The organism is Nonomuraea sp. NPDC049750, assembly GCF_040659625.1.
Lineage (GTDB): Bacteria > Actinomycetota > Actinomycetes > Streptosporangiales > Streptosporangiaceae > Nonomuraea.
This window is the reverse complement of the sequence record NZ_JBFANB010000013.1, coordinates 73,118-98,206: the sequence shown is the minus strand read 5'-3', so window position 1 is coordinate 98,206 and position 25,089 is coordinate 73,118. Positions and strand designations below refer to the sequence as shown.

Here is a 25,089-nt window from a genome sequence, read left to right as displayed (position 1 = left end):
AGGGGTGGTCGACAGCGCGGATCGACCTACCGCCCGCTCCGCGAGCTGCTTCGGCTTCAGGGCCGTGTGGTGCGATTCTTACCAGCGGGCTCGGCATTTCCGCAGCGTTCCATTCCGACTTCGCCGACGCTGTCCGTTAGGGGATCCCAGGACCGGATCTACATCAACCGCGGCTTCTCCGGCGCCACCCGCCGCAACCGCAGCTCGCGTTGAGTGGCGGGTGACCAGCCGTTTCGTACTAGCGAGCGCTCACCGGTTCGTAACTTCAGAATCCGGGCGGTGGAGTCGCGCCTGCCCCTGGCTCGACGTGCAGCGTGATCACGCCGTCGTTGTAGGTTTCGGCTGTCGCCACTTTCCAACTCGAATCGATACGGGAAGCGGGCACGCCCTGCTCGAAGCGGACGCCCTTGTCCCCGCCCCGGAGCGGCCAGTCGAGCTCGTAAGCCACCTTCAGGTCGTGCTCGCGTACGACCTGAACCGCCTCGGCCACCGAACGTCCCTGAAGCTTCACTCCGGCCAGCGCTTCACCTGGCCAGCTCGCATCGGCAGGGTAGGCGTACTTCTCGCCGGGCTTCGCCGGGCGGCCTAGGTGGAACTCCGCGGACCCCTTGATGTCAGCGGTGACGCCGAAGGCCGTCAGGCACCCTTCGACACGCTCGCCACAGTTGGACAGAGTGGACGACATGCGGGCGTCGGGATCGGTCTTGTCGAACCCGACGACGGGCTCGCGCTGCTGCGGCGAGACGGGGATCAGCTTGACCGTGATGTTGTCCAGTCCGGCCTTTCGGAAGGCCTTCTCCAACTCGGCTGGATCGGGATCGCCGTCAGTGATGTAGAAGTTGTACCAGTCACCGTCGCGGTCAATGGTCACGGCCTGGCTGGCGTACACCTGCTCGGCCCCCTTGAAGAGGGAGGGCACGACGACAAAGCCTCCAGCCAGGACAACCGCGGCGGCCAGGCCCAGCAACGCGCGCCGGGGTGACGGCGTGAGGCGCCGCCGGGCCGGCTCCTGCTCCAGCAGGACGATCTCCGCCAGCAGCGCGTCCGCCCCCGCGGTGGACGCGCGGCCGGCCAGGTCCTCGTCCAGCACCCTGGCCCGGTTCTTGAAGATCTGGTCGTTGTTCACCGTGACTCCTTCTCGATGAGGGGCCGCGCTTCGAGGCGGGGCATGGATGGGCGGGTCTTCTCCAGCGCCTTGGCGAAGCGCTTGCGGGCCCGGTGCAGGCGTATGCGGGCGGCATTGCGTGAGCAGCCCAGCACTGCGGCGATCTCCGCGGGGTCGAGTTCCTCCCAGACGGATAAGGCCAGCAGCTCGCGATCATCGTTGGAGAGCATGTTCATGGCCTCGCCCACTTCGTCAGTCCCCGTCTGAGGAGAGGGCAGGGCGTAGAGGACTTCAACCTCGGCCGTGAGTTCGGTGTGCCGGGTGGCTCTGCGCCGTTCGCCACGACGGTGATTGGCCAGGACCCGCCGGGCCACGCCGTACAGCCAGAGCCTGCCGGCCTCGCCACGCGGAAGTTCCGTTATCCGCCGCCACGCGACCACGTAGGTCTCGGCCACGACATCGGCCGCGTCCTCGGGATTGGAACATCGCCGCATGGCGTAACCAAGGATCTGTTCATGCGTTTGCCGGTACATGGCTTCGAACCGGTGCCGGCTACTCGTTTCATCCACGCGTCATCCTCATCCGACCCTCCGAACGCTTTTGGGTTTCGTTCTCTACGTGTCCGCGAGCGTCGGCAGAATTTCAGGTCGGCGCAGAAACCCTGAGGAGTCGAGAACGCCTCGGTCGCCGCCGCGGTTGATGCCCGGCCGAACACCACCAAGCAGATCGCGCCGGCTCTCGTGCGACTACGCAGCTTTCGTGTCCCTGAGCAGGCCGTGCAGGACTTCCTCTCCGCGCCTCCTCCAGCCGGTCGGCGTGCGCCTGGATCATCGGGCTGGCGGGGATGTCGGCCAGCCAGGGGCCTCGCCCCAAAAGGCCGATCCTGGTGGCCGGTGGTCGTGGTGAGTGGGAAAGGCAGCAGGTGGCGGCGCGGTCAGAGTCCTACTGCTCCGTCGATCTGTTCCCGAAGCAGGTCCGCGTGGCCATTGTGTCGCGCGTACTCCTCGACCATGTGCATCAGTACCCAGCGCAATGACACGGGTCCTTCTCCAGGTTCATCCCCGGCGACTTCGAGATCCGGCGCCGCGTCGACGAAACGGTCCGCGAACGCGATCTCCGCCTGCCACGCTTGCCACGCCTCGGCAACCATTTGCGCGTCCGCGTTCGCCACAGCAAATGCGTCGTCGGGGGCGAACAGGGGTGGGAGCTCCTGTCCAGTCATCACCCGGCGGAACCAGAAGCGCTCGGACTCGGCCGCGTGCCGCACGAGGCCCAGGAGCGACAACGCGGATCGGCCTACTGCCCGCTCCGCGAGTTGCTTCGGCTCCAGGCCGGCGCACTTGTGTGTCAGGGTTTCCCGATGCCAGCGCAGGAATGCCACCAACGTCGTACGCTCATCCGCTTGCGATGGCCGTTTGGCGCGGGAATTGCCGTCACTCTGGACGAACGGAGGGCTCGACATCCCGTCATCATTCACCACCACAGGCTCGCGTGCTGCCTACCCGGCGGTCCAGGCTGGGAGAACTGGGCGAGCACGAGCGCACTTCCGACCTCTGCCTGGCACAGCCCCTTTTCCCGCTGAGTAGCCTCCTCCAACACCTAGAACGACCTTCGGTCTGACAAAGCCTGTAATAAGGTCCTGGATCATGCCCGAGCCTCTCTATCCGGATGACCCACCAGCAATCGGCCCATATCGGCTGATTGGCCGCCTGGGAGCCGGCGGGCAGGGTGTCGTTTACCTGGGCCAGGCCAGGGATGGGCGGTATGTGGCGGTCAAGGTGCTGCATGACGCGGTCTCCGACCAGGTGCTCGAGCGGTTCGCCAAGGAAGTGGCCGCCGCCCGGCGGGTCGAGCCGTTCTGCGTCGCCCAGGTGCTTGACGCCTCCTTCGAGGGCCGGCGGCCGTACATCGTCACTGAGTTCGTCGAAGGACTCTCGCTGCAGCAGGCCGGCGTGCACCACGGCCCCGCGCTCCACCGGATGGCGGTGTCCACCGCGACGGCGCTCGCCGCCGTTCACCGGGCCGGAATCGTGCACCGCGACTTCAAACCGGCCAACGTGCTGCTCGCCAAGGACGGGCCCCGCGTCATCGATTTCGGCATCGCCCGCGACACCGAGGCATCCCTCACCGTCACCAGCAGCATCGTCGGCACCCCCTCCTACATGGCGCCGGAACAACTCGGCGGCCACTACACCGGACCCGCCACCGACGTGTTCGCCTGGGGTTCGGTGATGGTCTACGCCGCCACCGGCCGCCCGCCCTTCGGTGTCGACCACCTGCCCGCCGTCATCTCGCGCATCCTGTACGCCGCCCCCGACCTCGGTGACATGGCCGAACCCCTGCGCTCCATCGTCACCAGCTGCCTGGCGAAGGAACCGTCCCGCCGCCCCACTATGCAGGACGTGCTGCTCCAGCTGCTGGGGCAGCAGCGCGTACGGCCGATCGCCCCCTCCGAACTGGTCGCGGACACCAGGCCCACGGTCCGTTCGACGCCCCTGCGCACCGGCCTGCTCGTCGGCGGCACCGCCGTCGTCGTCACCTCCGTCACCGTCACGGTGACCCTGCTGCTCGGTCTTCCGGGGGGAGGCTCGAACCGAGCCGCGGACGGCGCCACGAGCTCACCGGTCGCCGAAGCCTCCGAGTCTCAGGGGAAACAGGCACAGGATCCCTCGACGAGTACCCCCAAGAAGTCTTCCAAGAGTTCCCCCACAAGGCCTTCTCCTACGAATCCCACAAGGTCCCCCACCGAGTCCACGCCGCCCCCGGCCAATTCGACGCCGGAGGCCATCGTGTTCGGCAGCCTGGTCGCGCAGGGCAGCAAGCGCGGAACCTGCTACGAGAGCGGCGTCCGCGTCCGGTTCCGAGGGAGGATCCTCGACGACGTCGAACCGATAGGGCACCGCTGGGTGCTCGACGGTCGTGAGATGGGCATGACCACCAGCTACAGCCCCAAGGGGCCCTTCGAGGTCGTCACCCGGGAAGGTTTCACCGAACCCGGCACCCACACGGCCACCTTCTGGCTTCTCAGGCCGGGCACGCGGCGCTCCAGGACCATATCGATCAAGGTCTGCTGACGGACGCGACCATTCTTACCGGGAACGAACGGCAGAGCCGCCCTCCGTCGCGTTGCCCAACCCTGCCAGTCCGGTGTCGATGAGTCGGGCCGCGCTGTGCACGTCGGCGATGACGGCGTGGCGGACTTCTTCGGGCGGGTGTTCGCCGTTGAGGTTCCGGCGCAACGCGTTGAACTGGACGCGCCAGAGCCCGAGCAGAGCGGTGGCGGCGATCTGGCACAGCGGATCGTCACTGCCGCGCCCGGTTCGGGCGGCCAGCGCCTCCGCCGCGACCGTGACGAGTTGCTCGGTCATTTCCCGGTGGTACGCGCGCAGTGAAGGCGTGGAAAGGATCAGCGCGTTGAAATCCTGGATTCTCGCGCTGGCCTGAGCCAGGTCTGGTTGCCCGCCCAGCCAGGACACCAGGGCGTCCAGTTCGCCGGCCAGGATGTCCAGCGCCGCGTCGGTGGGGGTTCGGTCGGTTCGTGCCAGCCCGGTGCGCAGCGCGGCCATCGTCGCTTCGGGGAGATCGAGGATCAACGCCTCCTTGCTGGGGAAGTAGTTGAAGACGGTCTTCTCGGACACCCCGCACGCCTCGGCGATCTCGGTGACGCGCACCGCGTCGAATCCGCGCTCCAGGAACATCGCGGTGGCGGTGTCGGTCAGCTGCTGGCGCATGAGCCGCTTCTTACGCTCCCGCAGCCCCTCCACCACGCCGGACCTGTCGGGCGCCTGCCAGTCCACGGTGGTTGAGCTCATGCCTCGAACTTTAGTTACTGCGACTGCAATCTTCCAGTCGCCGAAAGTAGTTCCGGCTACAGCCTTGCGGCTATAACTTCAGTCACCGTAATCTTTCAGCGTCAGTAGAATCGCGGCCGAAGACTTTTGGAGTTGTCTCGTGAGTGAACCCCTCGTCCTGATCAACCTCTTCTCGATGCCCGCCGAGATGGTCGACGACTTCGTCGGCGGGTGGGAGGCGAGCATCGCCGCGGCGAAGAACGCCCCAGGCTTCCGCGGCACCCGCCTGCACCGGTCCCTCGACCCCGACGCCCCATATCCCGTGGTCAACATCGCCCGATGGGACAGCGTCGAGGACTGGCAGGCCGCGTTCGACAAGTACTTCTCCGGCCCCGGCCGGAGCGACGACGCCGGGCGGGTGGACGGCGGTTGGGACGCGGTGTCCGCGCACCCGACGCTGTATTCGGTCGCGCATGTGACGCCGGATCCGACCGCCTCTTCGGATGCGCACTCGTGACGGCGTCGGACGAACTGTTCGCGGAGACCGTGGCGGAGTGGAAACAACTGGCCCCGGACAGCTGCCGCGTCGAACCGCTCACCTCTGACGGTGCGGCATGAGCGGTGGCGTGGTGCAGTACGTCGGCCTGTTCCTGCTCGGTGTTCTCGCGGGCGAGGAGCTGATCGTCCGCTACGGCATCCATCCCGTACTGTCCAGCCTCGACGACCGTGCGCATCTGCTCGCGCGGCAAGCCCTCATACGCCGTCTGCGGGTGATGGTGCCGATCGTGATGCTCCCGGCAGCGGCGCTCGCCCTGGTCGGGCTGGCCACCGTCACCGGTCCCGGTCTGGCGCTGCGGTGGGCGACCCTGATCGCGATGGTGGTGTTCCTGCTGTTGTCGTTCCTGGGTACGGTGCCGATCAACATCAAGGTCAACGACTGGCGGGTGGATGCTCCACCGGCCGACTGGAAGGCCGTGATAGACCGCTGGGCGTGGATCGACGTGCTTCGATCGACTGCGGCGACCGCCGCGTTCCTGTTCGCGGTACTCGCCGTCGCGTACGGTACGGCGAGCTGACCCGCCGGCTTCAGGTCAACGCCGTCGAGAGCAGAGCGCGCGTCTCTGCGACGACGCGGTCCTGAAACCGCGGGTCACGCACCTGCGTCGAGCCGAGCATCGGCTTGCCCCGCTCGTCGTAGTAGACGCCGGTCTCTCGCGACTCGTTCAGCAGGGCGTTCGTGGTGACCTTCGCGGCCCGCGCCGGAGTGCTCCAGTACCTGATGAACGGGGCGAGCGACCCCAGGACGTACTTCCCGAGCAGGCGCAGGAAAACGTTCGCGTCGCGCGAGAGGCTCGTGGCCGGACTGAAGCCCGGTTCGACGGCGTTGAAACGCAGTCGCGGAGTCTCGCGCGCGAACGCCATCACCGTCGCCAGGTTGCTCTGCTTCGATGTCGCGTAGGCGTCGCCGCCGGGAAGGGTGGAACCACCGGGCTTCCATTCGCCCCGCGCGCTCGCCTCGGCGGAGATATAGCGACCACCTCGGAACCCGGCGATCACGGCGGGTCTCCGCTCGGGATCTTCGACGCCGGAGCAGAGGAACACCACGTTCGCGCCGTCGGGGAGATGCGGCATGAGCGCCTCGGTCAACACGAACGGGCCGAGGTGGTTCGTGGCGAACGTCGTGTCCCAGCCCTGAGCGTTCTTCGTGGCGCGCATCTCATGGATGCCCGCGTTGTTGACCAGGCCCGCGATCGGAAGATCGAGCGCGATGATCTCCGCGGCCGCGCGCCGTACGCTCGTGAGATCCGACAGGTCGCACACGACCGCCACCGCGTGCCGGCCCGCGCGCTCGATCGTCTCCCGCACCTTGCCGAGCTTTCCTTGGTCGCGGCCCACCAGGACGACCGTGCCGTGCTTCGCCAGCTCGAGAGCCGTGCGGTGGCCGATGCCCGAGGTCGGGCCGGTGATGATGTACGCCTTGCGCTCTGTCCTCGTCATGTGCCCTCCTTAATTGTCTGTCTAGTCAGTCATTTGTCTTCAAAAAAAATCAGCAGCCCAACATCCGGCACAGGGCGTCGAACCCGATCCTGCGGTGTTCGTCGGCGTTGTCGGGGTCGTTGACCATGAAGTCCATCGTCGCTTCGGCGAGCGAGTCCATGATCGCGCCGGTGAAATCCATCGACGCGTCCCGCATTGGCCCGTGGGCGCGCACCCGTTCGAGAATTCCCGCGACTTCTGCCATCGCCTGATGAGAGGCGGCACGGGTCTCCTGGGTGATGTCGTCGGAGACGCCCAGCAGGGCGAGAGCCCGCCTCTTGTCGGGGTTCGACGTTGCCCAGCGCGTCCAGTTCGACCACATACGAGAAAGCTGCTCGCGCGGCGGGGCCTCTGCCGAGAATCCGGCGAGCGAGGCGTTGGCCATCCCGGTTTTCAGCTCAAGGTAGAGGTGGTTGAAGAGCTCGGTTTTTGTCGAGAAGTAGGTGAACAGCGAGCCGTTCGAGATGCCTGCTTCCCGCGCGATGACCGCCGTCGGCGCGCTGAGGCCCTGCGCGACAATGACGCGAGTCGCCGCTGCCATCAGCGCGTCCCTCTTGTCTTTGCTCTTCGGCCGGGCCATGGCTGAAGGTTATAAATGAGTGGCCAGTCAGTCAAGCGGTAACGGATTGAGCCTAGGCAGCGGGATCGGTGGTGAGGATTCGGTGGTGGAGCTCCCGGATGGTCGTCCCCGGCTCCAGTCCCTGTTCGGAGATCAGCGCCGCGCGCAACCCGGTGTACACCGACAGGGCTTCGGCCTGCCGTCCCGATCCGCGAGGAGTCCGTACGCCGGTTGCTGGAGTGGTACCTCACCATCGACGACCCGCTCGTGCTGCAGGACGAGCACGAGAACATGATGACGGGCACCCGCCACGCCGCGGAGCACGGCATGGACGCCGCCTGGCGGGCTGCCCGCGGCGCTCGCCCAGCCACTGCGACTGCGCCACTGCCTGACCGACACCGCCGAACTGCACACCCTGGCCGCCACCGCCGCCGAGCGGGCCGGCCGGCACGTGGCGGCCGCCGTCGCCCACCACAACCCCGGCGCCGTCCTGGAGCACCTGGGCCGCCGTCTCGGGCGGGAGGAGGAGGCGCGCACGCATTTCGCCGCGGCGCTGCGCATCCGCTCCGGCATCGGCGACCGCAGGGGCCTCGCCGAAACCCACCGGGATCTCGGCGAGGCCCTCGCCGACCAGGGCGACGCCACCGCCGACCACCATCTGGTCGCCGCAGCTCTTCGAGGAGCTGGGCGTGATCACACCGGGACGATGAGCCCGACCGAGAGGAGATCGGCCACACCGAGCCCCAGCTGGTCGTCTGTACCGGGTTCGGCCGCCTGGCGGTACCGGTCGCGCAGCGACGACAGGTCCCTGCCGTCGCACAGGGCGTAGATCAGCCATGCGTGTTCGTTCAGCCATTGGAAGCTCGGCGCGCCGGGTGTGACGGCCACCAGCTCACGCTGCTCAGGGATCGGGCAGACCTGAACCGGCTGTGCCTGGCGGTAGCCCCGTACCGCCAACTCCACCTCCGTGCGTGGGCGGGCCTCGACGGGCGGCGATTCGGGCAGGATTCCCGGCGCGAGGGGGGCCACGGCGCCGATCAGCCAGTCGACGAACCGCCTGCCGCTCGCCGTCAGCATCCCGCCGTACGTTTGCGAGGCCTGCTGGGCGAGATAGGTTACGCGTTCGACCGTGGTGGTGTACTCACCGCTCCCGGCCGCCTGACTGCCGGGCGTGGCCTGATCGACGAAGTCGGTCGCGGGCGGCTCTCCGTACCTGGCGCACAGGTCCGGGCCGGCGCCGGTCGCGGCCGCGCGGAACAGCAGCAGGTGAGCGTAGACGTGCATGGCGAACAGCACCCGCGTCAGCGTCCACGACTTCACCCGCCAGGGGATCGGGATCAGCTGGTCCGGATCGGCGGCCATGGACCCGGTGCGCAGGATGTCGAACAACTTCAAGTGCAGGCCCTCGTGGAACAGCGTCACGCCGGCGCCTGCGTGAGGCAGCAGCTCGGCGAGCAGTTCGGCGCCCCGGCTGAGCCCGGCCAGCATGTCGGCGTCGGGACGTACTCGAACGCCGGAGCCGTTTTTCGAGAGCGTACCGGCGAGCAGTTCTTCCAGGCGGGCGGCCAGCACCCGTTCCGGCTCGGAGTGCGGTTCGAGGTCGGTCCACACCCATGAGACGGCATTGCCGGGCCATGGACGAAGACCGGCCGGAGCTCGGCGTCCTCTGCCTGGCACAACCGCTCCAGCCGGTCGGCGGCGTGTGGGTGGTGGCGGGCCAGTACGCCGAGACCCAGGCGGTAGCGAGCCAGGTTCCTGACCTCGATCGCCTCGGCGCTGCCGAACCGGGGATCCGAGCCGAGTGTCAGGTCGATGCGGGCCGTGAGATCGGTGTCCAAGACGTCGCCTCCATTCACTGGTGGGGGACCGGCGGCCGGATGTCCCGCCGCCGGTCGGCTAGCTCTCCGTTACTGGGCGCGGGGCGAGGAGAACGGCGGGTACCACGCGCGCTCGTGCACGGCGTCGGTGGCCACGCTGGGGGCGGTGTTGTCTGCCAGCGGGAACTGCGGCAATTCCACGGTCTGAGTCGGCATGCTGTTTCCCTTCGTACGTTGGATCACTTGCCGCTCTTGAACCTACGAAGCGAGGGTGTGGGCCCGGTGTGGCGGCACCCGCTCCTCCGCGTCGGCCAGCCAGAAGAAGACCGGCGGCAGGCTGAGCTCGATCACCGTCAGCGCGATCTGGAACCACTGCGGCCATCCGTACACGGCGAGCGAGAGCAGCCGGCCCACGCCGCCCAGTAGGAAGACGCCGGCCAGCCACCGCACCGCCCGAGCCGGGATCGGACGCTGTCGCGCGGCCCAGAGCCAGGCCAGCCCGTAGCCGGCGAAGCTGGCCCCCATGAACCGGCCCCAGCTGTCGATCGTCGGGCCGGCGGAACCGGCGCCGGGGATCGCCGTGTTGCCGAGCGCCACGTGGAACAGGCCGATCGCGACGCTGGTCCAGCCCATCAGCTGTGTGAGTACGCGGAGAACCCTGGCCATGATCCCTCCAAGCTTAGTTGACATGTGTCTACTAGATTGAGCGCGCTAGTAGACTCATGTCAACTAAGCTTCTCGTGTGCCACCCCGCCAGCGACTCACCCCTGCCGACCGCCGCGCCCAACTTCTCGCCGTCGGCGTCCGGCTCTTCGCCGCGCACCCGTACGCCGACGTGCTGATGGAGGAGGTCGCCGAAGAGGCCGGCGTCTCCCGGGCCCTGCTCTACCGTCACTTCCCCAGCAAGCACGCCCTCTTCGCGGCCATCTACCAGCAGGCGGCCGACCAGCTGCTCGCCGAGACGCGGCTCGACCCCGCCGACTCCCTGGCGGAGCAGCTCATCCAGGGCATGGACGTCCATCTCGACTACTTCGTGGCGAACCGCCACGCCGTCCTCGCCGCGAACCGGGTCCTCGCGGGCGACCCGGTGATCCAGACGATCATGACGAACGAGCTGGACGCGCTCCGTGCGCGGCTGCTGGCCGTACTCCCGCTCGCGGACGAGAGCGCCCGCGAGGCTGTGTCCGGCGTCCTGAAGAGCTGGCTGGTTTTCGTCCAGGTGCTCTGCGTCGACTGGCTCACCCATGAGACCTGTACTCGCACCCAGCTGCGCGATGTCTGCGTCGGCGCGGTTCTCGGCGCCCTCCGGCCGCTGCTCGCCGAGGACCCCGCCCCCGACTGGCCGCGACAAGGGCCCGCCGCGGGTGCCTAGGGCCGACTTTGTGCCAATTTATGAGTGCAAGTCCCAACAAAGTCCCGCACGCGCCATGATCGAGGCTGGCCGCACGCTCGTTAAACGGGGGGCGTGCAGGTCGACCACGATTGGAGCAACGTGCGAAGAAAGACGACTCTGCTCGCTACCGCGCTTTTAGCACTGGCGGCGCTTCTGCCTGTTCCCGCGGCCGGCGCGGCGACCGAGCCGGAAGCCGTAGGACAGAGCAGCATCACCTGGGCGCCCTGTGAGGAGGAACCCAGTGCCGAGTGCGGCAAGCTGACCGTCCCCATCGACTGGTCCAAGCCGAACGGCGAGAGCATCGACCTGGCCATCGCCCGGCGCAAGGCCACCGACCAGGCGGCTCGGGTCGGCTCCCTGGTGATCAATCCCGGCGGCCCGGGCGGGTCGGGCGTCGAGGCCGTGTACGGCGCTCCCGACTCCTACACCGAGGAGCTGCAGAAGCGCTTCGACATCGTCGGCTTCGACCCCCGGGGCGTGGGCCGCAGTCACCCGGTGATCTGCTCGGCCTCGGTGTACAACCAGATGCCGCACACCGTCATGTCGAGCCAGGCCGACTACAACGCCTGGGACGCCTTCACCAAGAAGCTGCACCAGGACTGCCGGGCACGCACCGGCCCCTTGTACGACCACGTCGACTCGCGCAACGTCGCGCGCGACATGGACGCCCTGCGCGCCGCCCTCGGCGAGGAGAAGCTGACCTACTACGGCATCTCGTACGGGACGCTGATCGGCCAGATGTACGCCGAGATGTTCCCGAACCGGATCAGGGCCCTCGCGCTCGACAGCAACATGGACCACAGTCTCGGCGTCGCGGGCTTCCTCAGCACCGAGGCGATCGCCATCGAGGACGCCTTCGACCAGTTCGTGGGCTGGTGCGAGGCCGACACCAGCTGCATCCTGCACGGGCGTGACGTCCGAAAGATGTGGAGTGACCTGCGGGCCAAGGCCCGGCGCGGCGAGCTGTACTACCCGAGCGCCCCGGACCGCCCGATGACCGAGCTGCAGGTCATCTACAACGCGGCGCTCGGCACCGAGGGGCCCGACTGGCGCCTGCTGAGCGAGGTCATCAACTGGCTGAGCGGCGGCCCAGAGCCGTCGTGGGTGCCGCCGCTGCCGGGCCGGGGTCCCGTGGAGGGCGACACCGCCGAGCTGCCCACCCGGATCCTCTGCCAGGACTACAACCTCCGGGTGCGGAACTATGCCGAGTACGCCTTCTACATGGGCATTTCCAAGCGGTTGGCGCCCGACGTGCGGTACCACCCGTACCCGATCGACGACCTGCCCATCTGCCTCAACTCCACGCCGACCAACCCGCCGCACCGGCTGAAGTACACGGGCGACGCGCCGATCCTGCTGGGGAACTCGCTGCATGATCCCGCGACGCCGTACATGTGGTCCGCCAACGCGGCGCGGCAACTCGGTCCGAAGGCGGTGCTGCTCACCTACGAGGGCTGGGGGCACCGCATCTACGGCAAGGACAAGTGCCAGACGGACATCATCGACCAGTACCTGATCGCTCTGACCGTGCCTCCGCCCGGCACCCGCTGCGCCGTGGGCACGCCTGAGGAGAGCCTGCGCAAGCAGCAGCAGTCGCCACAGAAGACGTGGCCCACGGACAAACAGCACTGGTAGATAAACGCAGAGCCGCCGGACCACGGCACACGCCGCGGTCCGGCGGTTTTCTCATGCGGGGGGTGGGACCTCGTCACCTTCCCTGGCGGGCGGCCTTGCCACCGGCGCCGAAGAACAAGACGGTCGCGGCCAGACCCAGCACGACGACGAGCACGTCGGCGACCAGCGTGAGAGTGGGCAGGGTGATGAACAGGCCCACCAGCTTGAACAGGACAGAGACGATGAGGATGATGGTGGCGAAGATCCGGACGGCGCCGCCGCCGCGCAGCGCCAGCCAGGCGAGCAGGACGAGCACGAGCGACCAGAAGATCGTGCTGTAGGCGAGCCCGGAGTAGATCATCTGGAGCGACTCGAACCGGTCGCTGTGGATGTCGACCTCGTCGAGGCTCACGGGGGCAGAGCCCCCGTCCGAATTCGCGGCGATCTGTTCTTTGATCGCCGCTGCGCCGGAGACGAGGAGTCCGATGGCGCTGATCACGTTGAGCGCCGCGGCGGCGATGGCCGCGTACACCGCCCGGGTTAAGTTCGCCGGCCTCTCGGGGGCCTTGGCGGCGCGCCGGGCTTCGAAGTCGGCGGGTGCCTGGTGTTCGTACATGGCCATGCGGACCTCTTTCAGGAACGTTGTGCGTCTTGACGACGCGGTGATTGCCGACCTGTGTCAGGCACTCCGCGATCGTTAATGCCGCGCGCATTTCGAACGGCCCTGAGAGGTATAGCAGATTCGCCCGGTCTCTGAGAGTGACGGCGAATTCTCGAACCGATCGCGATAGCAATCCGCTCCGTTCGATCGGCGGCGGAAAGCGGCTTTTCGGGTGGCTATCACATCGCTCACCTGCGACGGAAGGCGGGCGGAAGAAAAACGGAAGAGCGGTACTTTAATGTCCTGCGACGTCAGCCGGGCTCATATCGCCAACCGCGATAATCACGTACTGCCAAACAGAACGTGCGGCTCATGGTCGAATTAGGCGGCGGAGATGCGGGATATATCGCAGCCGTCGCACGTGTCCGAGGCCCGGCTGCGGGGCCGCTGGATGGCTTCCACGGTGGCGGTGAACGCGAACGGGACGCTCGTCGCGGTCGGCGCCAGCGACACCACCGACGACGCCGAGGGCACGGGGCACAGCCGCGTGTTCGTCTGGGACGTGCCGCACCACACATGGATGCGCTCCGTCGAGACCGGGAACCTGTCGGAGGTCGTGTTTCGGCCGGGTCGCCCGATGATGATCCCGGTGACCAACTCGGGGAACCACCTGATCGACCTCTCCACCGGCCAGCCGATGGGCCCCGCGTTCGGCCCGGGAGGCCTGAACGGCAGGCTGCGGACGATGGCCTTCAGCCCTGACGGAGCGATCCTCGCCACCGGGGACGAGTCGGGCAGGCTCGCGTTCTGGGACGTGGCCACGGGCGGCAAGCGCGGCCCGACTTTCCGGGCGAATCCCAACGACGGCGTCGGGATCACCCAGATCGTCTTCTCCCCCAAGGGCGACGTGGCCGCGTCCATCGGCGCAGGACAGGTTCAGCTCTGGGACGTCGCCACGCCACGCAAGCTCGGGCCGTCGATGGCGGTGGACGAGGACCGCTTCGTGTCAGCCGCGTTCGGATCAGGTGGCGTGATGCTGCACACCCTCGACGGCACAGGCGTGCTGCGCGACATGTCCGTCGGGCCCGAGGCGACGGCCGCCACGATCTGCGCCCGCGCCGGGCGGGGACTGACGCGGGCCGACTGGCAGCGGTATCTGCCCGGCGTGCCGTACCGGGAGAGCTGCCCGTGATCGTTGGGCCGGCCCGTTCCCGATCGAGCGGGGACGGGCCGGTCGTACGTCTGGCCGAGGTCAGCTCAGGAAGCTGCCGTACGGACCGGACAGGATCTGGTTCTTCTGGCTCTGGTTGAAATGCGTGTTCGGGTAGTCGTAGAACGACGCGGACATCGGTGTCCCGTCGGTGGACGATGAGTCGGGCAGGCCGAAGGCATGGCCGAGTTCGTGGACCATACCGCCGTACCAGCGGTTCATCGGGCCGTTGACGCCCGCGGCGCCATCGGCGTCGTGCTGGTTCAGGATCACCCAGCCACCTCCGCCACCGCCGCCCGCGCCGTTGCCTTCCGCGCTGATCTCACCCACGTTGATCCAGCGCGGGTCGGGTGCCCTCAGGTTCAGCTTCCTGAGGAGTTCTTGCTGCATGTTGAAGACGGTCCACCAGTACGGGTCGCTCCCGTTGGGGGTGGTCTCGTACCAGTTCTTCACGTGGTCGCCGTTGACGACCTCCACCACGGGGTTGTTGAGGGTGAAGGTCTTGCCCAGCTCCTGCTTGTAGTAGCGCTGCGCCTCCCGCAGGACATTGGCGATGCCGTCCGGCCACCGCTGGTCGAAGGCCACGTCGGATGGCTTCAGCCAGTACACCCGGATTGTCTTCTCCGGGGGTGTGGTGGGGTTGCCGCCACCGCTGGTGTAGTTCGGCAACCGCCAGGTCCGTGAGGACACCGCGTCGCAGGACAACTGCACGAGCCCGGTGTTGGCGGCCGACGAACCGCCCGCGGGGACGACGCACTTGCTGGAGTGCACGGCCTGGAGCCTGAAGGTCTTGTCGGTGGCGCTGACCGTTACCAGGCGGAACTTCTGGTTGTTGGCGCCTGAGCAGTTCCACTGGATGACCGTGGCGTTGTCGGCGGTGGACGCGCCGTAGACGTCCACGCATCTGCCGCTGGTCGACGTGCCGACGGTGTACTGGTCGGTGGTGCCGCTCACCGGGGTGAAGGTGAAGTTCTGGTTGCCGCCACCGTTACAGGACGCCTGCGTGAGCTGGACGCCGTTGGTGGTGGAGCTGTTGGGGAGGGTCAGGCAGTTGGCGCCGTTCTGGTTGACGGCTGTCGAGGTGAATGTCGTGGCGGCGTTGGCGGGTGCGGCGCCGACCATCGTGATCACGAAGACCAGGGCGGTGGTCAGCGAGGTAAGGGCGGCGGCTAATCGTTTCATCGACACGCGTCCTCCGAGTCCTGAGAGCGAGGGCAGGCCTGTGGATACGATGACGCGCGAAAAGGTTTTCGGCAAGATCTTGTGAACGTTACAGAGAGAGCGACGAGGACAGCAGGTCACGGGGGCGACGGCACTAGGTACGCCAGTGCGGCTTGCGAAATGCTTTTCGGTAAATGCCGCGAGATCGGGCCGGTTGCCCCGCGACTGGACGCGCCCGCCCGTCTTATGACGGCGAGAAAAGAAGGCCGGTGGGTGTCCACCGGCCTTCTGCTCCTTACCTACTGATCCTTAGCGGGGAGTCGGGCACCAGGCCCAGTCCTCGGCCTGCTCGACGTAGCGGCCGAACACGTCGGCGAACCAACAGGGACGCACGCACCGGACTGGTCTCGATCCGCCTAGAGCATGAGCCCGTACTCGATGGCCGTGGCGGCGGAGGCCGCGGCCTGTACGGCTGCGACGGTGACCAGCGCTACTGCGAGCATGATCACAAATCTGAGGGCAGTACGCATGCGAGTTCCCTTCAGCTGTCGGTTGGCGGATTTCCTCTCTTCTACCTCTTCGACGCGGGGCGGAGCCGGGATGGCCCGGTCCGGCCGTCCGCGCTCGGGAAGTTGGGCCCGTAAGGCTTATACGAGGTGGTCCAGATCGACCGTCGTCGCGGTCTTGAAGTCGGCTTGCCTGGCGGCCGACGCGGACCGCCGTACGCTCAAGGCGCAAGCCCGAAGCTATCCGGCGCTCACGGTGGTGAGGCGAGCACGTAGTGCCGACTTCACGGCCGGCCATTCAGCGGCGACCACAGAGAACATGGCCGAATCTCGCAACCTCCCCGCTTCGCCGGGTGCCCACGAGCATGGGACCCTCCTCATCGTTCCTGGCGTTGGCACCTTGCCCTTGGGCAGGTTGCCGGACCGTCGGCGGGCCAGGTCCCTCGGATCCTCTGGATGATCTCGGTGGAGAGATCCTGCCTCAGCGCGAGGACGGCGTCAAACGTCGATGGTGAGCTGCGTGGAGCCGAGGGTTACCGCAGCGGCCCGCGTTCGGCCATCAGGTCGGCACCTCTGTTGTCGGCTCCGCGAGTGGGCCGGCGAGCGTTTCTGCGATCTCGCCTACGGTCAGCCTCGGTACGCCGCCGTACGTACCGGCCAGGTAGTTGCGGTCGAGGGCTTCGGACTTTCGGGGACGGGCGTCGGTCAGCGGATAGATCTCGGAGGCGCCGTCCCGGTTCTTGACGGTGATGCGCACCTGGTCCCGCTCCAATGGCTGGAAGAGGTGCGTGCGGCCCAACAAGGTCGCGTCGTGGACCGTGCATACCAATTGCGCGTTGTTGGGGTTGGCCGCGGGATCCTGGAAGAGTCGGAGGATTTCGGCGGCGAAGAGGGGATGCAGGCTGGTGTCGAGTTCGTCGACAAGGAGGGCCGCCCCGTGGTCCAGGGTGGTGAGGAGGGGGCCCAGGAAGGCGAACCAGGATCGGGTGCCCATCGATTCCTGGCGTTCGTAGCTCAGTGCGACAGGGCTGTGGGGCCCTTGGTGCACGAGTCGGAGTTCGCCGGTCAGGCTGTCGATCTCGGTTCCCACGACCCCCAGGTCCGCGACCTTGAGAAGCGCGATGATGCGATCCCGCTGCCGTGGGTCGTCGAGCATCTTGCGCGTGCAGCTCTGTCGATCTTCGAAGTCGCGACCTGGGCTGATCCACCAGAGGTTGTGCCGGAACCAGTCGTGGATCGGCTTGAGATAGGGCTGATTGAAGGCCGCGGCGACGGTCAGGAACAGCGCGTCGGGTCGAGTCTGGGAGACAAGGCTTTCCTTCGGCCCCTTCAGCCCTTCGCCGGGAAAGGTGAAGGGCTCGTCGGTGTCGGCGTCGCGTTCGAACCAGACCTGCCGACGGGCCTGTCCGCCGGGGTACGTATGCAGCCATTCGGTCTCGACCCGTTGGTCGGAGACCTCGAAGCCATAGATGTACCGGTCGCCGCCGAGGACGATGTCGACCTCGAAGAGGGAAGCGTCCGTTCGGGCGGCCGGGTCGAGTTCGTACGGCTCGCGCGGAATGCCGTCAAGGGTGGACCAGCCGTGAACGGAGTTGAGGACGGCCTGTCGCATCCAGCGGATGGCATGCAGGACGTTCGACTTGCCAGACGCGTTCGAACCATAGATCGCGGTCGCCGGTAGATAGGCCAAGTCGGGGTCGTCAGCGAGGCAGGCAGGGCGGCTTGCCCCCTGGTTGAACTTGCTCGCCGCCAGCCAGACCTCGAACTCGTCACGGAACGATCTATGGTTGGCGCCTCTGAATCTAAGCAGCACTGAACACCCTCTAATCCATGCTCAGGATCGATTCTAGGTCAATGCATGCAGATTATCTACGCGGCTGGCCCGCCGGTCAGCCCAGTGATGCGCTCGCCGCGCGCAGCTCGTTCAGGGCCGCCAGCGTGTATCCGGCGAGCTCGTCCTTGGCGTCACGGTCGCCCTCGGACCATTGGGCGTACCCCCGTTTGAAGGCGAGGACGCCGAGCTCGCCCGCGAGAGCCGCGGCCGGATCGGGTACGCCGCGGGCGACCAGAGCGGTTGTCATCGCGGTCGCGAGGCTGACGCTTTTGAGGGCGTCACGCTCTTGAAGTTCGGCGCTGGCGGCGACGGCCGCCTTCAGGCGAGGGGCGAGCTCGCGATTCATGGGGCCCATCGCGCTGGACGCGCGCTCGAGACCGGCGGCGACCGCTTCGAGCGGGCTGGCGTCACGGGGCGCCTCGGCGATCCCCTCGACCAGCAGCCGGCTCAGCGTCTCCTGTCCGGCCACCAGCAGCTCGCGCTTATCCGGGAAATGCCGGAAGAAAGTGCTTTTGGTGACTCCGGCGCGTTCGGCGATCTGCGCGACCGTCGTGGCGTCGTACCCCTGCTCGGCGAACAGGTCGACGGCAGCCACGACGAGGCGTTCGCGCGCCCCTGGTTCCCACCGGCCCATGGGTCCATCCTAGCGTGATGGGACTTTTGTCCCGTCGCCCTGTTAAAGTGACGGGACAAGAGTCCCATCACTTTCGGGAGAGATCCATGCGCGTCTTTGTCACTGGTGGCACTGGTCTGATCGGTTCCGCCGTGGTCACGGAACTGCTCGGCAACGGCCACACCGTCCTCGCCCTCGCCCGCTCCGACGCGTCCGCGCTGGTCGCCGAGGCAGCCGGCGCCGAGCCGCTCCGGGGAGGTCTCGCCGATCTGGACATCCTTCGCGCCGGCGTCGCTCAGGCCGATGGGGTGATCCATCTGGCATTCGGCAACGACTTCAGCAGCCCCGACGCCCTCGCGAAGTCGGTCGTCGAGGAAAGTGCCGCCCTCGCGACCCTCGGCGGGGAACTCGTCGGCAGCGACCGCCCCTTCGTCACCGTCGCGGGTACGCCCTATGTGCCGGGCCGCCTCTCCACCGAGGCCGACCCGCTGCCGACCGACGGGCCGGTCGGTGGTCGCGGTCGCGCGGTCACGGCGGTCCTGGGCCTGGCCTCGCGCGGGGTCCGGAGCACGGCCGTACGCCTGCCGCGCACGGTTCACAACCAGGGCGCGGGCGGGTTCGCCGGTTTGCTGACCGACATCGCACGCCGGACCGGATTGTCCGGCTACCCGGGCGACGGCGCACAGCGTTGGCCGGCCGTGCACGCGCTCGACGCGGCAGTCCTCTTCCGGCTCGCTCTGGAGTCGGCGTCGGCCGGTAGCTCCTGGCACGCCGTGGACGATGAGGGAGACAAGGTGCGTGACATCGCCGCGGTCATCGGCCGACGGCTGGGCCTGCCGGTCGAGTCAGTGCCATCGGAGACCTACGGCCCGCTCGGCCCGATCTTCGCGAGCGACCAGCCCTCCTCCAGCACCCACACCCGGCAGGCGCTCGGCTGGGAGCCGAAGCACCCGCGCCTTCTGGAGGACCTGGAGAACATCCAGCCCTGACCTGAAAACGCTGGTAGTCCTCCACGGTGACGAAGCCAGGTGGTACGTGCATAGGAAGCCAGGTGGTACGTGCATAGAGGGGCGAAGCAGTACAACTCGCGGGTGACCATTTGCGTCTAATTCGCCGTGGAATCGCTCAGCGGGGGAGATCCGCAGCACATCGGGGGCTACTGGCTGGCCGGGCGGCTCGGCTCCGGGGGGCAGGGTGTCGTCTACGAGGCGTACGACGCGGATGGGCGCCGGGTGGCGCTCAAGATGCTGCACGCGGCCGGCCACGACGGCAGCCGCGACCGGTTCGCCAAGGAGGCCACCGCCGCGGGCCGGGTGGCCTCGTTCTGTACGGCCAGGGTGCTGACTGCGGATCTGGAGGGGCCCAGGCCGTACATCGTCTCCGAGTACGTGCCGGGGCCGAGCCTGCGGCAGGCCGTGCGCGAGGGGCGCAGGTTCACCGGTGACGACCTGCACCGGCTGGCCACGGCGGTCGCGACGGCGCTGACGGCGATCCACGAGGCGGGGGTCATCCACCGTGATCTGAAGCCCGACAACGTGCTGCTCGGTCCGGATGGGCCGCGGGTGATCGACTTCGGTATCGCGCGGACTCTCGACATGTCGCTCACCAAGACCGGAGAGGTGTCGGGCACGCCCAGTTACATGGCGCCCGAGGTGTTCACCGGGCAGCGGGCGGGGGCTCGGGCGGACGTGTTCGCCTGGGGAGCGATCATGGTGTACGCCGCCACCGGGCAGGAACCGTTCGACGCCGACAACCTCGGCGGTGTGATGCATCGGGTGTTGTCGTACCAGCCCGATCTGAGCGCGTTGCCGCCGCAGTTGGGTGGGCTGATCTCGGCCGCGATGAGCAAGGATCCCGCTGGCAGGCCGACCTCCCACGAGCTGTTGCTCGCGCTGGTCAGCGGCAATCGCGCCGACACCCGGGGGCTGCTGGCGGAGGGGAGTCGGGCCGCCCAGGGGGTGCGGGGGGAGGGTGGGGCCGATCCGGCGCTCGGCGCCATCGCCGAGGACGCTTATGGCGCGCTCGGGCCGGAGGAGCGTGAGCTGGCCGCCGAGGTGTTCCTGCGGCTGGTCGTCGTGGACGAGGACGGTCGGGAGAGCGGCCGGACGGTCTCCCAGGAGGAGCTGCTTGGCGGGCGTCCCGAGCACGAGGCCGCCGCCATCCGGCGCATTCTGCGGACGTTCTCGTACGTCGTCGCCGCCGATGACGAGTCGGTCGCGCTGTCGCGTCCCGGGCTGCTGCGGGCCTGGCCCAGGCTGCGCATGTGGGTTGACGCCGACCGTGAGGGTCTCGCCGTCCTGAGCCAGATCACCAGCGCGGCGCGGCACTGGACCGGCAACGGCAGGCGCGACGCCGACCTGCTCCAGGGCAGCCGCCTGGAGCAGGCGCTGAGCTGGGCGGCCACCGGGCGCCGCCACGTGACGCTGACTCCCCGCGAGCGCGACTTCCTCCAGGCGGGCACCGCGCTGACCAAGAAGCGCGCCAGGCGCAGGACCTTGACCACCACCGGGTTGGCCGGGCTGCTGGTGGTCTCGCTCGTGGCGAGCGGCCTGGCGCTGTGGCAGCGCCAGCAGGCGTCCGACCAGCGTGACGTGGTCACGGCCAAGCAGGTGGCGGCCGAGGCGGACCGGCTGCGTACCACCGACCCGGTCCTGGCGATGCTGCTCAGCGTGGCGGCCTGGCGCGTCTCCCCGCAGGTCGAGGCTCACTCCGCGCTGATGGCCTCGGCCCAGCAGCAGGAGACCGCCGTCTTCCACGATCCGCAGGTCAGGGGGCTGGCTACGCGGACGCTCAGCGGCGACGGCCGGACGCTGGTCAGCGTCAGCGAGGGCGGTGGCGTGAATGTGTACGACGTCCGCACGCACAAGCGGACGGGCGGTTGGAAGGGGTTGGGGCTGAAAGGTCAGGAGCTCTCCGATCCGGTGCTGAGCAGGACCGGACGGCTGCTGGCGGTGTACACCCACGACGAGCTCGGTGTCTGGAGCCTCGCCGACGGCAAGCGGCTGTTCAAGGAGAGCTTCCCGCCGGGCGACATGACGATCCAGATCGACATCGGCGAGGACGAGGCCACCCTCGCCGTAAGTTTCGACAACGACCTCGACCACCTGGTGGACCTGCGTACCGGCAGGAAGTTCGGCAATAAGGCAGCCACGCACGGGTGGGGGCCGGTGATCGACCCGACAGGCAGGCACCTGCTGCTCACCGGCGACAGCTTCGCCGAGCGTGCCCTGCCCGGCTGGACCCCCGAGCACCGCTACCCCGGCTGCCGCGGGTCGCACTCGGTCGCCGCGTTCTCGCCCGACGGCGCCACCCTGGCCTGCGCGGGCAGCGACGTGGTGCTCCTGGACGCTGCCACCGGGTCCCGCCGCGACAAGCGTGACTGGACCTGTGACGTCTGCGAGGGCTTCTCACCGCGGCTGCGCTTCAGCCCTGACGGCCGCTACCTCGCCGCGTTCAAGGGCCGGAAGCTCCGGGTATGGAAGGTCGCCGACCACGACATCGAGCTGCTGACGTACCAGGCCGAGGGCAACCTGTCCGGCGTCGGTTTCGACGGTTCCACGCTGCGCTACCTGATGGACGATTCGGTGGTCAGCGTGGACCTGTCCCCGCGCGCCACCTCGATCAGGGCGGGGGGCGACGACGCTGTCCTCAGCCCCGGCGGTCAGTGGGCGGCGATCTCCAGTCTTGAGAGCAAGTATGTCCGGCTCTGGAATGTGCACCAACACCAGGAGGTAGCCCGCTTCCCCGTCGAACCTGACTTGTCGGCTTTGTCGGCGTTCGACCAGCCAGCCAGACGGCTGTTCATCGCGTCGGAATCCGGCCAGGTCGAGCTGGTCGATGTCAGTACCCGCAAACGGATCTGGTCGATCCGGTCCCGGCACGCCGTCGACGGCTTCCCACCGTCACAGGCCGCCTTCAGCCCGGACGGCAGGACGATCGCGCTCGTCCTCGGCCCGTACGGGCAGACGCTGGAGTACTGGCTGACCGTGCTCGACGCGGCCACGGGCCGGGTCCTGCACGACAGTTCCACCACCAGCGCCGGCGGCCCGTATCTGCCCGACGGCAAGAGACTCGCCACCGGCTCCGGCAGGTTCATGGACGTCGCCACCGGCAAACCGGTCGGAGAGGGATACGACGTTTCCTCTGGCGGCTGGGCGGGCGTCGCCCTGAGCAGCCGCGGCCTCATGGCTGTCGCCCACGGCGACATGGGACACGTCACGCTCTATGACCCGTCCGGGCCGACGGCGCTACGTCCCATGCTGCCGAAAGCGGCGGGCCCCGTGGACGCCCTGACGTTCTCACCGCGCGGGGACGTGCTCGCGACGGCGGCCATCGGCGGTCTCGTTCAGCTCTGGGACCCGGTCAACAGGCGCCGGCTCGGGGGCTCCTTCGACGCCCGGACGATCCAGGACGTCGACTCGCTGACCTTCAGCGCTGACGGCGGCACGCTGTACTTCTCGGCCGACGGCGACATCCTGGAGATGCCAGTGGGGACCGAGCGGGTCGCCGCGCTGGTGTGCGGGCGCGCGGGCCGCCGGCTCACCGAGGCGGAGTGGAGCCGGTACCTGGGTGACGTCGCGTACCGGGAGACCTGCCCGGAGGCCCCCGGCCAGTGAGCCTCACACCGGCCGGACGCGAGCCGGTGAGGCGCACGTCCGACCGGCGGTCAGAGCGGAATGAACAGGGCCTCGAACGGTGGTTCGCCGACGCCGGTGGTGATGTGTCCCAGCCCCGTCGTGTCGGCGGCGAGCACCAGGTCGCCCGCGCCGAAGCGGCGCCGGCTGCCGTCCGTGACCGTCACCTCGATCGTGCCGCGCAGCATCATCACCCACTGCTCGCGCGGCGCCGGATGAGCGGCGCTGTCGAACGCGGCGCTGCGGACGAACTGCACGCCACCCTTCGACGGCAGCCCGCCGACCGCCATGGCCGGCACCCCTTCGGCGACCTGTCGGTGAGCGAGCGTGATCTCGCCGTCCTCGAACGTCGATCCGCCGTCCTCCGTGCGGGCGATCCGGGTGAAGCGCATCAGCTCGCTCCGATGAACTGGTGGTCGGTACGCAGCCGGCCATCGCCGTCCAGAGCCAGGATGTCCAGGCCGCCGCCGACGGCCTCGCCCGTCCGGGTCGACACCATAGACCACCGGATGGCGAGCACGTTGGGCATGAGGGGGTACGCCTCCTCGGCGGCCTCGAAGACGTGCTCGCCCGGTTCGACGAACATCTCGTAGGCACGACTCACCCTGGCGTCCAAGGCGTCGTAACCCCGGACCTCCAGGGGCGGCACGGGAAAGGCGAGCGCCGTGGCGGCGTCGCGGATCTCCTGGGGCGGGTCGACCAGTACCTGAATGCCGTCGGGCGCCCACAGCTCGCGGATGAGGGCGCTCCGCGTCGCCGGATCGGGCTCGTTCCACTGGGCGATATAACGGTCGGCCCACTGCTTCACATCAAGTTGGTTCATGTGAGTAGTGTCCAGCGCGGCCTGCGACTTTACGATTCCCTACAGGGAATGGGGCCGCCCGCCCGTCACCGCTGATACTTCGGGCTGTCGAACTGTGACGTGCGCCCTCTGTCCTTTGTGTCCCTTTGGTCGGTCCTTTGGGCAAACAGCCGCGGCGAGGTCAAATGACGGTTGTGAGGTCTTCTCGGAATGGAGGACAGATGGACACACCGGCCGCGGACATCCTGGCGAACGTCGACTTGTTCGCCGACGACCAGCGCGAACACCTGCTCGACGCGCTGGCCATCGCACGCAGGGAATGCCCGGTCGTGCACACGCGCACCGACGGCGGCTACTACATGGTCACCCGCTACGAGGACGTCCGCACGGTGTGCATGCGACCGGCGATCTTCAGTTCGGCGCAGCCGGGCGTGCGCGGCGTGCCGGTCCGGCTCATCCCGCTGGACGTCGACCCGCCGGACCACCGTCAATACCGCAAGTTCCTCGAGGCGTACTTCTCCCGCTCGTTCCTGCTCCGGTACGCCGAGCAGATGCGGGAGATCGCCCGGGACGCCATCGCGGGGTTCATCGACAAGGGCCGCGTGGAGATGGTCCGTGACTACTCCGTGCCCTTCAGCGCCGGGTCGCTGGCCCGGGTCGTCTTCGCCACCGACAACATGGAGCTGATGCGCCGGGGGGTGGCGGCGGTCAAGCGGTGCGCCATAGAAAGCACGCCCGAGACGTTCGAAGCGGTCGCCCTGCTCGCGATGGAGGCGATCGCCGAGGCCGGTGACCCACCGGCCTCGGCCGAGCACGAGAACGTCCTCAGCGCCCTGGCCAGGGCGAGCGTCGACGGGCGGCCCCTGACGAAAGAGGAGCAGGTGGCGATCGTCACCACGCTGCTGCTCGGCGGCCTGGACACCACGCGCGGCGTGATCGTCAACATCGCCTACCATCTGGCCACCCGCGCGGACATCGAGCCGATCCTGCGCAGCCCGGACTGGTGGCGCGGCCCGATGGATGAGTTCCTGCGCTTTGAGACGACCGTGGCGTTCATGGCCCGTACGGTGACTCAGGACACCGAGCTGGCGGGCACCCCGTTGAAGGCGGGGGACCGGGTCGTCCTGCAGTTCTACTCGGCCAATCGCGATGCCGAGCGCTTCGACCGGCCCGACGAGCTGGTCTTCGACCGGCGGATCAACCCGCACCTGGCGTTCGGCGCCGGGGTGCACCGCTGCATAGGCCAGAACTTCGCCCGGATCCAGCTCGTGATCGCCTTCGAGGAGTTGCTCAAGCAGGCGACGAACTTCCGCCTCGAAGCGGGCGCCGACATCCCGCGCCAGGTCGGCGAGCCCTTCGGCAGCCCTTCCGAGCTCTACCTGACCTTCGACCGCCGGGGTGGTTAGCTCGCA

Annotated in this window: 25 protein-coding genes, 1 pseudogene and 1 riboswitch; of the genes and pseudogenes, 9 read left to right on the top strand and 17 right to left on the bottom strand. The window is 68.2% G+C overall.

The annotated features are described in order from the left end of the window. Window positions 1–265: 265 nt before the first annotated feature. From AB0J16_RS30425 to AB0J16_RS30415, 3 genes are all read right to left on the bottom strand, one after another. On the bottom strand, window positions 266–1,126 hold the full coding sequence (locus AB0J16_RS30425; protein ID WP_358545459.1) for a hypothetical protein: 861 nt from the start codon (window positions 1,124–1,126) through the stop codon (window positions 266–268). Next, on the bottom strand, window positions 1,123–1,638 hold the full coding sequence (locus AB0J16_RS30420) for an RNA polymerase sigma factor (RefSeq protein ID WP_358545777.1): 516 nt from the start codon (window positions 1,636–1,638) through the stop codon (window positions 1,123–1,125). Before AB0J16_RS30420 ends, AB0J16_RS30425 begins: the two co-directional genes overlap by 4 nt. A gap of 401 nt (window positions 1,639–2,039) precedes the next feature. Next, the gene (locus AB0J16_RS30415; protein ID WP_358545458.1) at window positions 2,040–2,582 is read right to left on the bottom strand and encodes a DinB family protein; all 543 of its coding nucleotides are present in this window, start codon (window positions 2,580–2,582) and stop codon (window positions 2,040–2,042) included. A 169-nt stretch (window positions 2,583–2,751) separates the two neighbouring features. Between AB0J16_RS30415 and AB0J16_RS30410 the strand changes: the two genes are divergently transcribed. Beyond that, window positions 2,752–4,179 (top strand): serine/threonine-protein kinase, encoded by a 1,428-nt coding sequence (locus AB0J16_RS30410; RefSeq protein ID WP_358545456.1) that lies wholly within the window; start codon window positions 2,752–2,754, stop codon window positions 4,177–4,179. Window positions 4,180–4,194: 15 nt separating this feature from the next. Here the strand turns inward: AB0J16_RS30410 and AB0J16_RS30405 are convergent, their stop codons facing one another. Beyond that, window positions 4,195–4,917: a TetR family transcriptional regulator gene (locus AB0J16_RS30405; protein WP_358545454.1), complete on the bottom strand. Its 723-nt coding sequence runs from the start codon at window positions 4,915–4,917 to the stop codon at window positions 4,195–4,197. Window positions 4,918–5,056: 139 nt separating this feature from the next. On the opposite strand from AB0J16_RS30405, the gene AB0J16_RS30400 reads away from it, so the two are divergent. Together AB0J16_RS30400 and AB0J16_RS30395 are read left to right on the top strand one after the other, a co-directional pair. Further along, window positions 5,057–5,413, top strand: a complete 357-nt coding sequence (locus AB0J16_RS30400) for an antibiotic biosynthesis monooxygenase family protein (RefSeq protein WP_358545453.1) — start codon at window positions 5,057–5,059, stop codon at window positions 5,411–5,413. 97 nt (window positions 5,414–5,510) lie between these two features. Beyond that, window positions 5,511–5,972 carry an anthrone oxygenase family protein gene (locus AB0J16_RS30395; RefSeq protein ID WP_358545451.1) on the top strand — a complete coding sequence of 154 codons (462 nt, stop codon included), beginning with the start codon at window positions 5,511–5,513 and terminating at the stop codon, window positions 5,970–5,972. A gap of 10 nt (window positions 5,973–5,982) precedes the next feature. Here AB0J16_RS30395 and AB0J16_RS30390 read toward each other — a convergent pair whose 3' ends face one another. The 7 genes and pseudogenes from AB0J16_RS30390 to AB0J16_RS30360 form a co-directional block, all read right to left on the bottom strand. Next, entirely contained in the window at window positions 5,983–6,894 is a 912-nt protein-coding gene (locus tag AB0J16_RS30390; RefSeq protein ID WP_358545450.1) for an SDR family NAD(P)-dependent oxidoreductase, read from the bottom strand. Window positions 6,895–6,943: 49 nt separating this feature from the next. After that, window positions 6,944–7,513: a TetR/AcrR family transcriptional regulator gene (locus AB0J16_RS30385; RefSeq protein WP_358545449.1), complete on the bottom strand. Its 570-nt coding sequence runs from the start codon at window positions 7,511–7,513 to the stop codon at window positions 6,944–6,946. 52 nt (window positions 7,514–7,565) lie between these two features. Further along, window positions 7,566–7,691, bottom strand: a pseudogene (locus tag AB0J16_RS30380) (BTAD domain-containing putative transcriptional regulator); the annotation flags it as partial. Window positions 7,692–7,739: 48 nt separating this feature from the next. Further along, window positions 7,740–8,189, bottom strand: coding sequence for a hypothetical protein (locus AB0J16_RS30375; protein WP_358545448.1), 450 nt, complete (start codon window positions 8,187–8,189; stop codon window positions 7,740–7,742). Next, window positions 8,186–9,103 (bottom strand): hypothetical protein, encoded by a 918-nt coding sequence (locus tag AB0J16_RS30370; protein ID WP_358545447.1) that lies wholly within the window; start codon window positions 9,101–9,103, stop codon window positions 8,186–8,188. The genes AB0J16_RS30375 and AB0J16_RS30370 overlap by 4 nt, the downstream gene beginning before the upstream one ends. Before the next feature lie 296 nt (window positions 9,104–9,399). Further along, entirely contained in the window at window positions 9,400–9,525 is a 126-nt protein-coding gene (locus AB0J16_RS30365) for a hypothetical protein (protein ID WP_358545445.1), read from the bottom strand. 42 nt (window positions 9,526–9,567) lie between these two features. After that, complete coding sequence (locus AB0J16_RS30360; RefSeq protein WP_358545443.1) at window positions 9,568–9,975, bottom strand: DUF4345 domain-containing protein; 408 nt, start codon at window positions 9,973–9,975, stop codon at window positions 9,568–9,570. A 76-nt stretch (window positions 9,976–10,051) separates the two neighbouring features. On the opposite strand from AB0J16_RS30360, the gene AB0J16_RS30355 reads away from it, so the two are divergent. Together AB0J16_RS30355 and AB0J16_RS30350 are read left to right on the top strand one after the other, a co-directional pair. Beyond that, complete coding sequence (locus AB0J16_RS30355) at window positions 10,052–10,681, top strand: helix-turn-helix domain-containing protein (RefSeq protein ID WP_358545441.1); 630 nt, start codon at window positions 10,052–10,054, stop codon at window positions 10,679–10,681. A 120-nt stretch (window positions 10,682–10,801) separates the two neighbouring features. Further along, a complete protein-coding gene (locus tag AB0J16_RS30350) occupies window positions 10,802–12,337 on the top strand; it encodes an alpha/beta fold hydrolase (protein WP_358545440.1) in 1,536 nt (511 codons plus the stop codon). A 73-nt stretch (window positions 12,338–12,410) separates the two neighbouring features. Here AB0J16_RS30350 and AB0J16_RS30345 read toward each other — a convergent pair whose 3' ends face one another. Further along, the gene (locus tag AB0J16_RS30345; RefSeq protein ID WP_358545438.1) at window positions 12,411–12,938 is read right to left on the bottom strand and encodes a hypothetical protein; all 528 of its coding nucleotides are present in this window, start codon (window positions 12,936–12,938) and stop codon (window positions 12,411–12,413) included. A gap of 373 nt (window positions 12,939–13,311) precedes the next feature. Between AB0J16_RS30345 and AB0J16_RS30340 the strand changes: the two genes are divergently transcribed. Further along, the gene (locus AB0J16_RS30340; RefSeq protein WP_358545436.1) at window positions 13,312–14,109 is read left to right on the top strand and encodes a hypothetical protein; all 798 of its coding nucleotides are present in this window, start codon (window positions 13,312–13,314) and stop codon (window positions 14,107–14,109) included. Window positions 14,110–14,169: 60 nt separating this feature from the next. Here AB0J16_RS30340 and AB0J16_RS30335 read toward each other — a convergent pair whose 3' ends face one another. The 3 genes from AB0J16_RS30335 to AB0J16_RS30325 form a co-directional block, all read right to left on the bottom strand. Next, entirely contained in the window at window positions 14,170–15,309 is a 1,140-nt protein-coding gene (locus AB0J16_RS30335) for an RICIN domain-containing protein (protein ID WP_358545435.1), read from the bottom strand. Between the two features lie 859 nt (window positions 15,310–16,168). Next, window positions 16,169–16,257: riboswitch (SAM riboswitch) on the bottom strand. Window positions 16,258–16,353: 96 nt separating this feature from the next. After that, window positions 16,354–17,607, bottom strand: a complete 1,254-nt coding sequence (locus AB0J16_RS30330; protein WP_358545433.1) for an ATP-binding protein — start codon at window positions 17,605–17,607, stop codon at window positions 16,354–16,356. 76 nt (window positions 17,608–17,683) lie between these two features. Further along, window positions 17,684–18,262 (bottom strand): helix-turn-helix domain-containing protein, encoded by a 579-nt coding sequence (locus AB0J16_RS30325; protein WP_358545431.1) that lies wholly within the window; start codon window positions 18,260–18,262, stop codon window positions 17,684–17,686. 86 nt (window positions 18,263–18,348) lie between these two features. Here AB0J16_RS30325 and AB0J16_RS30320 point away from each other — a divergent pair, with 86 nt between their 5' ends. Together AB0J16_RS30320 and AB0J16_RS30315 are read left to right on the top strand one after the other, a co-directional pair. Continuing rightward, the gene (locus AB0J16_RS30320; protein WP_358545429.1) at window positions 18,349–19,230 is read left to right on the top strand and encodes an SDR family oxidoreductase; all 882 of its coding nucleotides are present in this window, start codon (window positions 18,349–18,351) and stop codon (window positions 19,228–19,230) included. Window positions 19,231–19,356: 126 nt separating this feature from the next. Then, window positions 19,357–22,857: a WD40 repeat domain-containing serine/threonine protein kinase gene (locus AB0J16_RS30315; protein ID WP_358545428.1), complete on the top strand. Its 3,501-nt coding sequence runs from the start codon at window positions 19,357–19,359 to the stop codon at window positions 22,855–22,857. Between the two features lie 50 nt (window positions 22,858–22,907). Here the strand turns inward: AB0J16_RS30315 and AB0J16_RS30310 are convergent, their stop codons facing one another. Together AB0J16_RS30310 and AB0J16_RS30305 are read right to left on the bottom strand one after the other, a co-directional pair. Further along, window positions 22,908–23,267, bottom strand: coding sequence for a hypothetical protein (locus tag AB0J16_RS30310; protein ID WP_358545426.1), 360 nt, complete (start codon window positions 23,265–23,267; stop codon window positions 22,908–22,910). Continuing rightward, window positions 23,267–23,698, bottom strand: coding sequence for a hypothetical protein (locus tag AB0J16_RS30305; RefSeq protein WP_358545425.1), 432 nt, complete (start codon window positions 23,696–23,698; stop codon window positions 23,267–23,269). Before AB0J16_RS30305 ends, AB0J16_RS30310 begins: the two co-directional genes overlap by 1 nt. Window positions 23,699–23,898: 200 nt before the next feature. On the opposite strand from AB0J16_RS30305, the gene AB0J16_RS30300 reads away from it, so the two are divergent. Beyond that, entirely contained in the window at window positions 23,899–25,083 is a 1,185-nt protein-coding gene (locus tag AB0J16_RS30300; protein WP_358545423.1) for a cytochrome P450, read from the top strand. The last annotated feature ends 6 nt before the right edge of the window (window positions 25,084–25,089 follow it).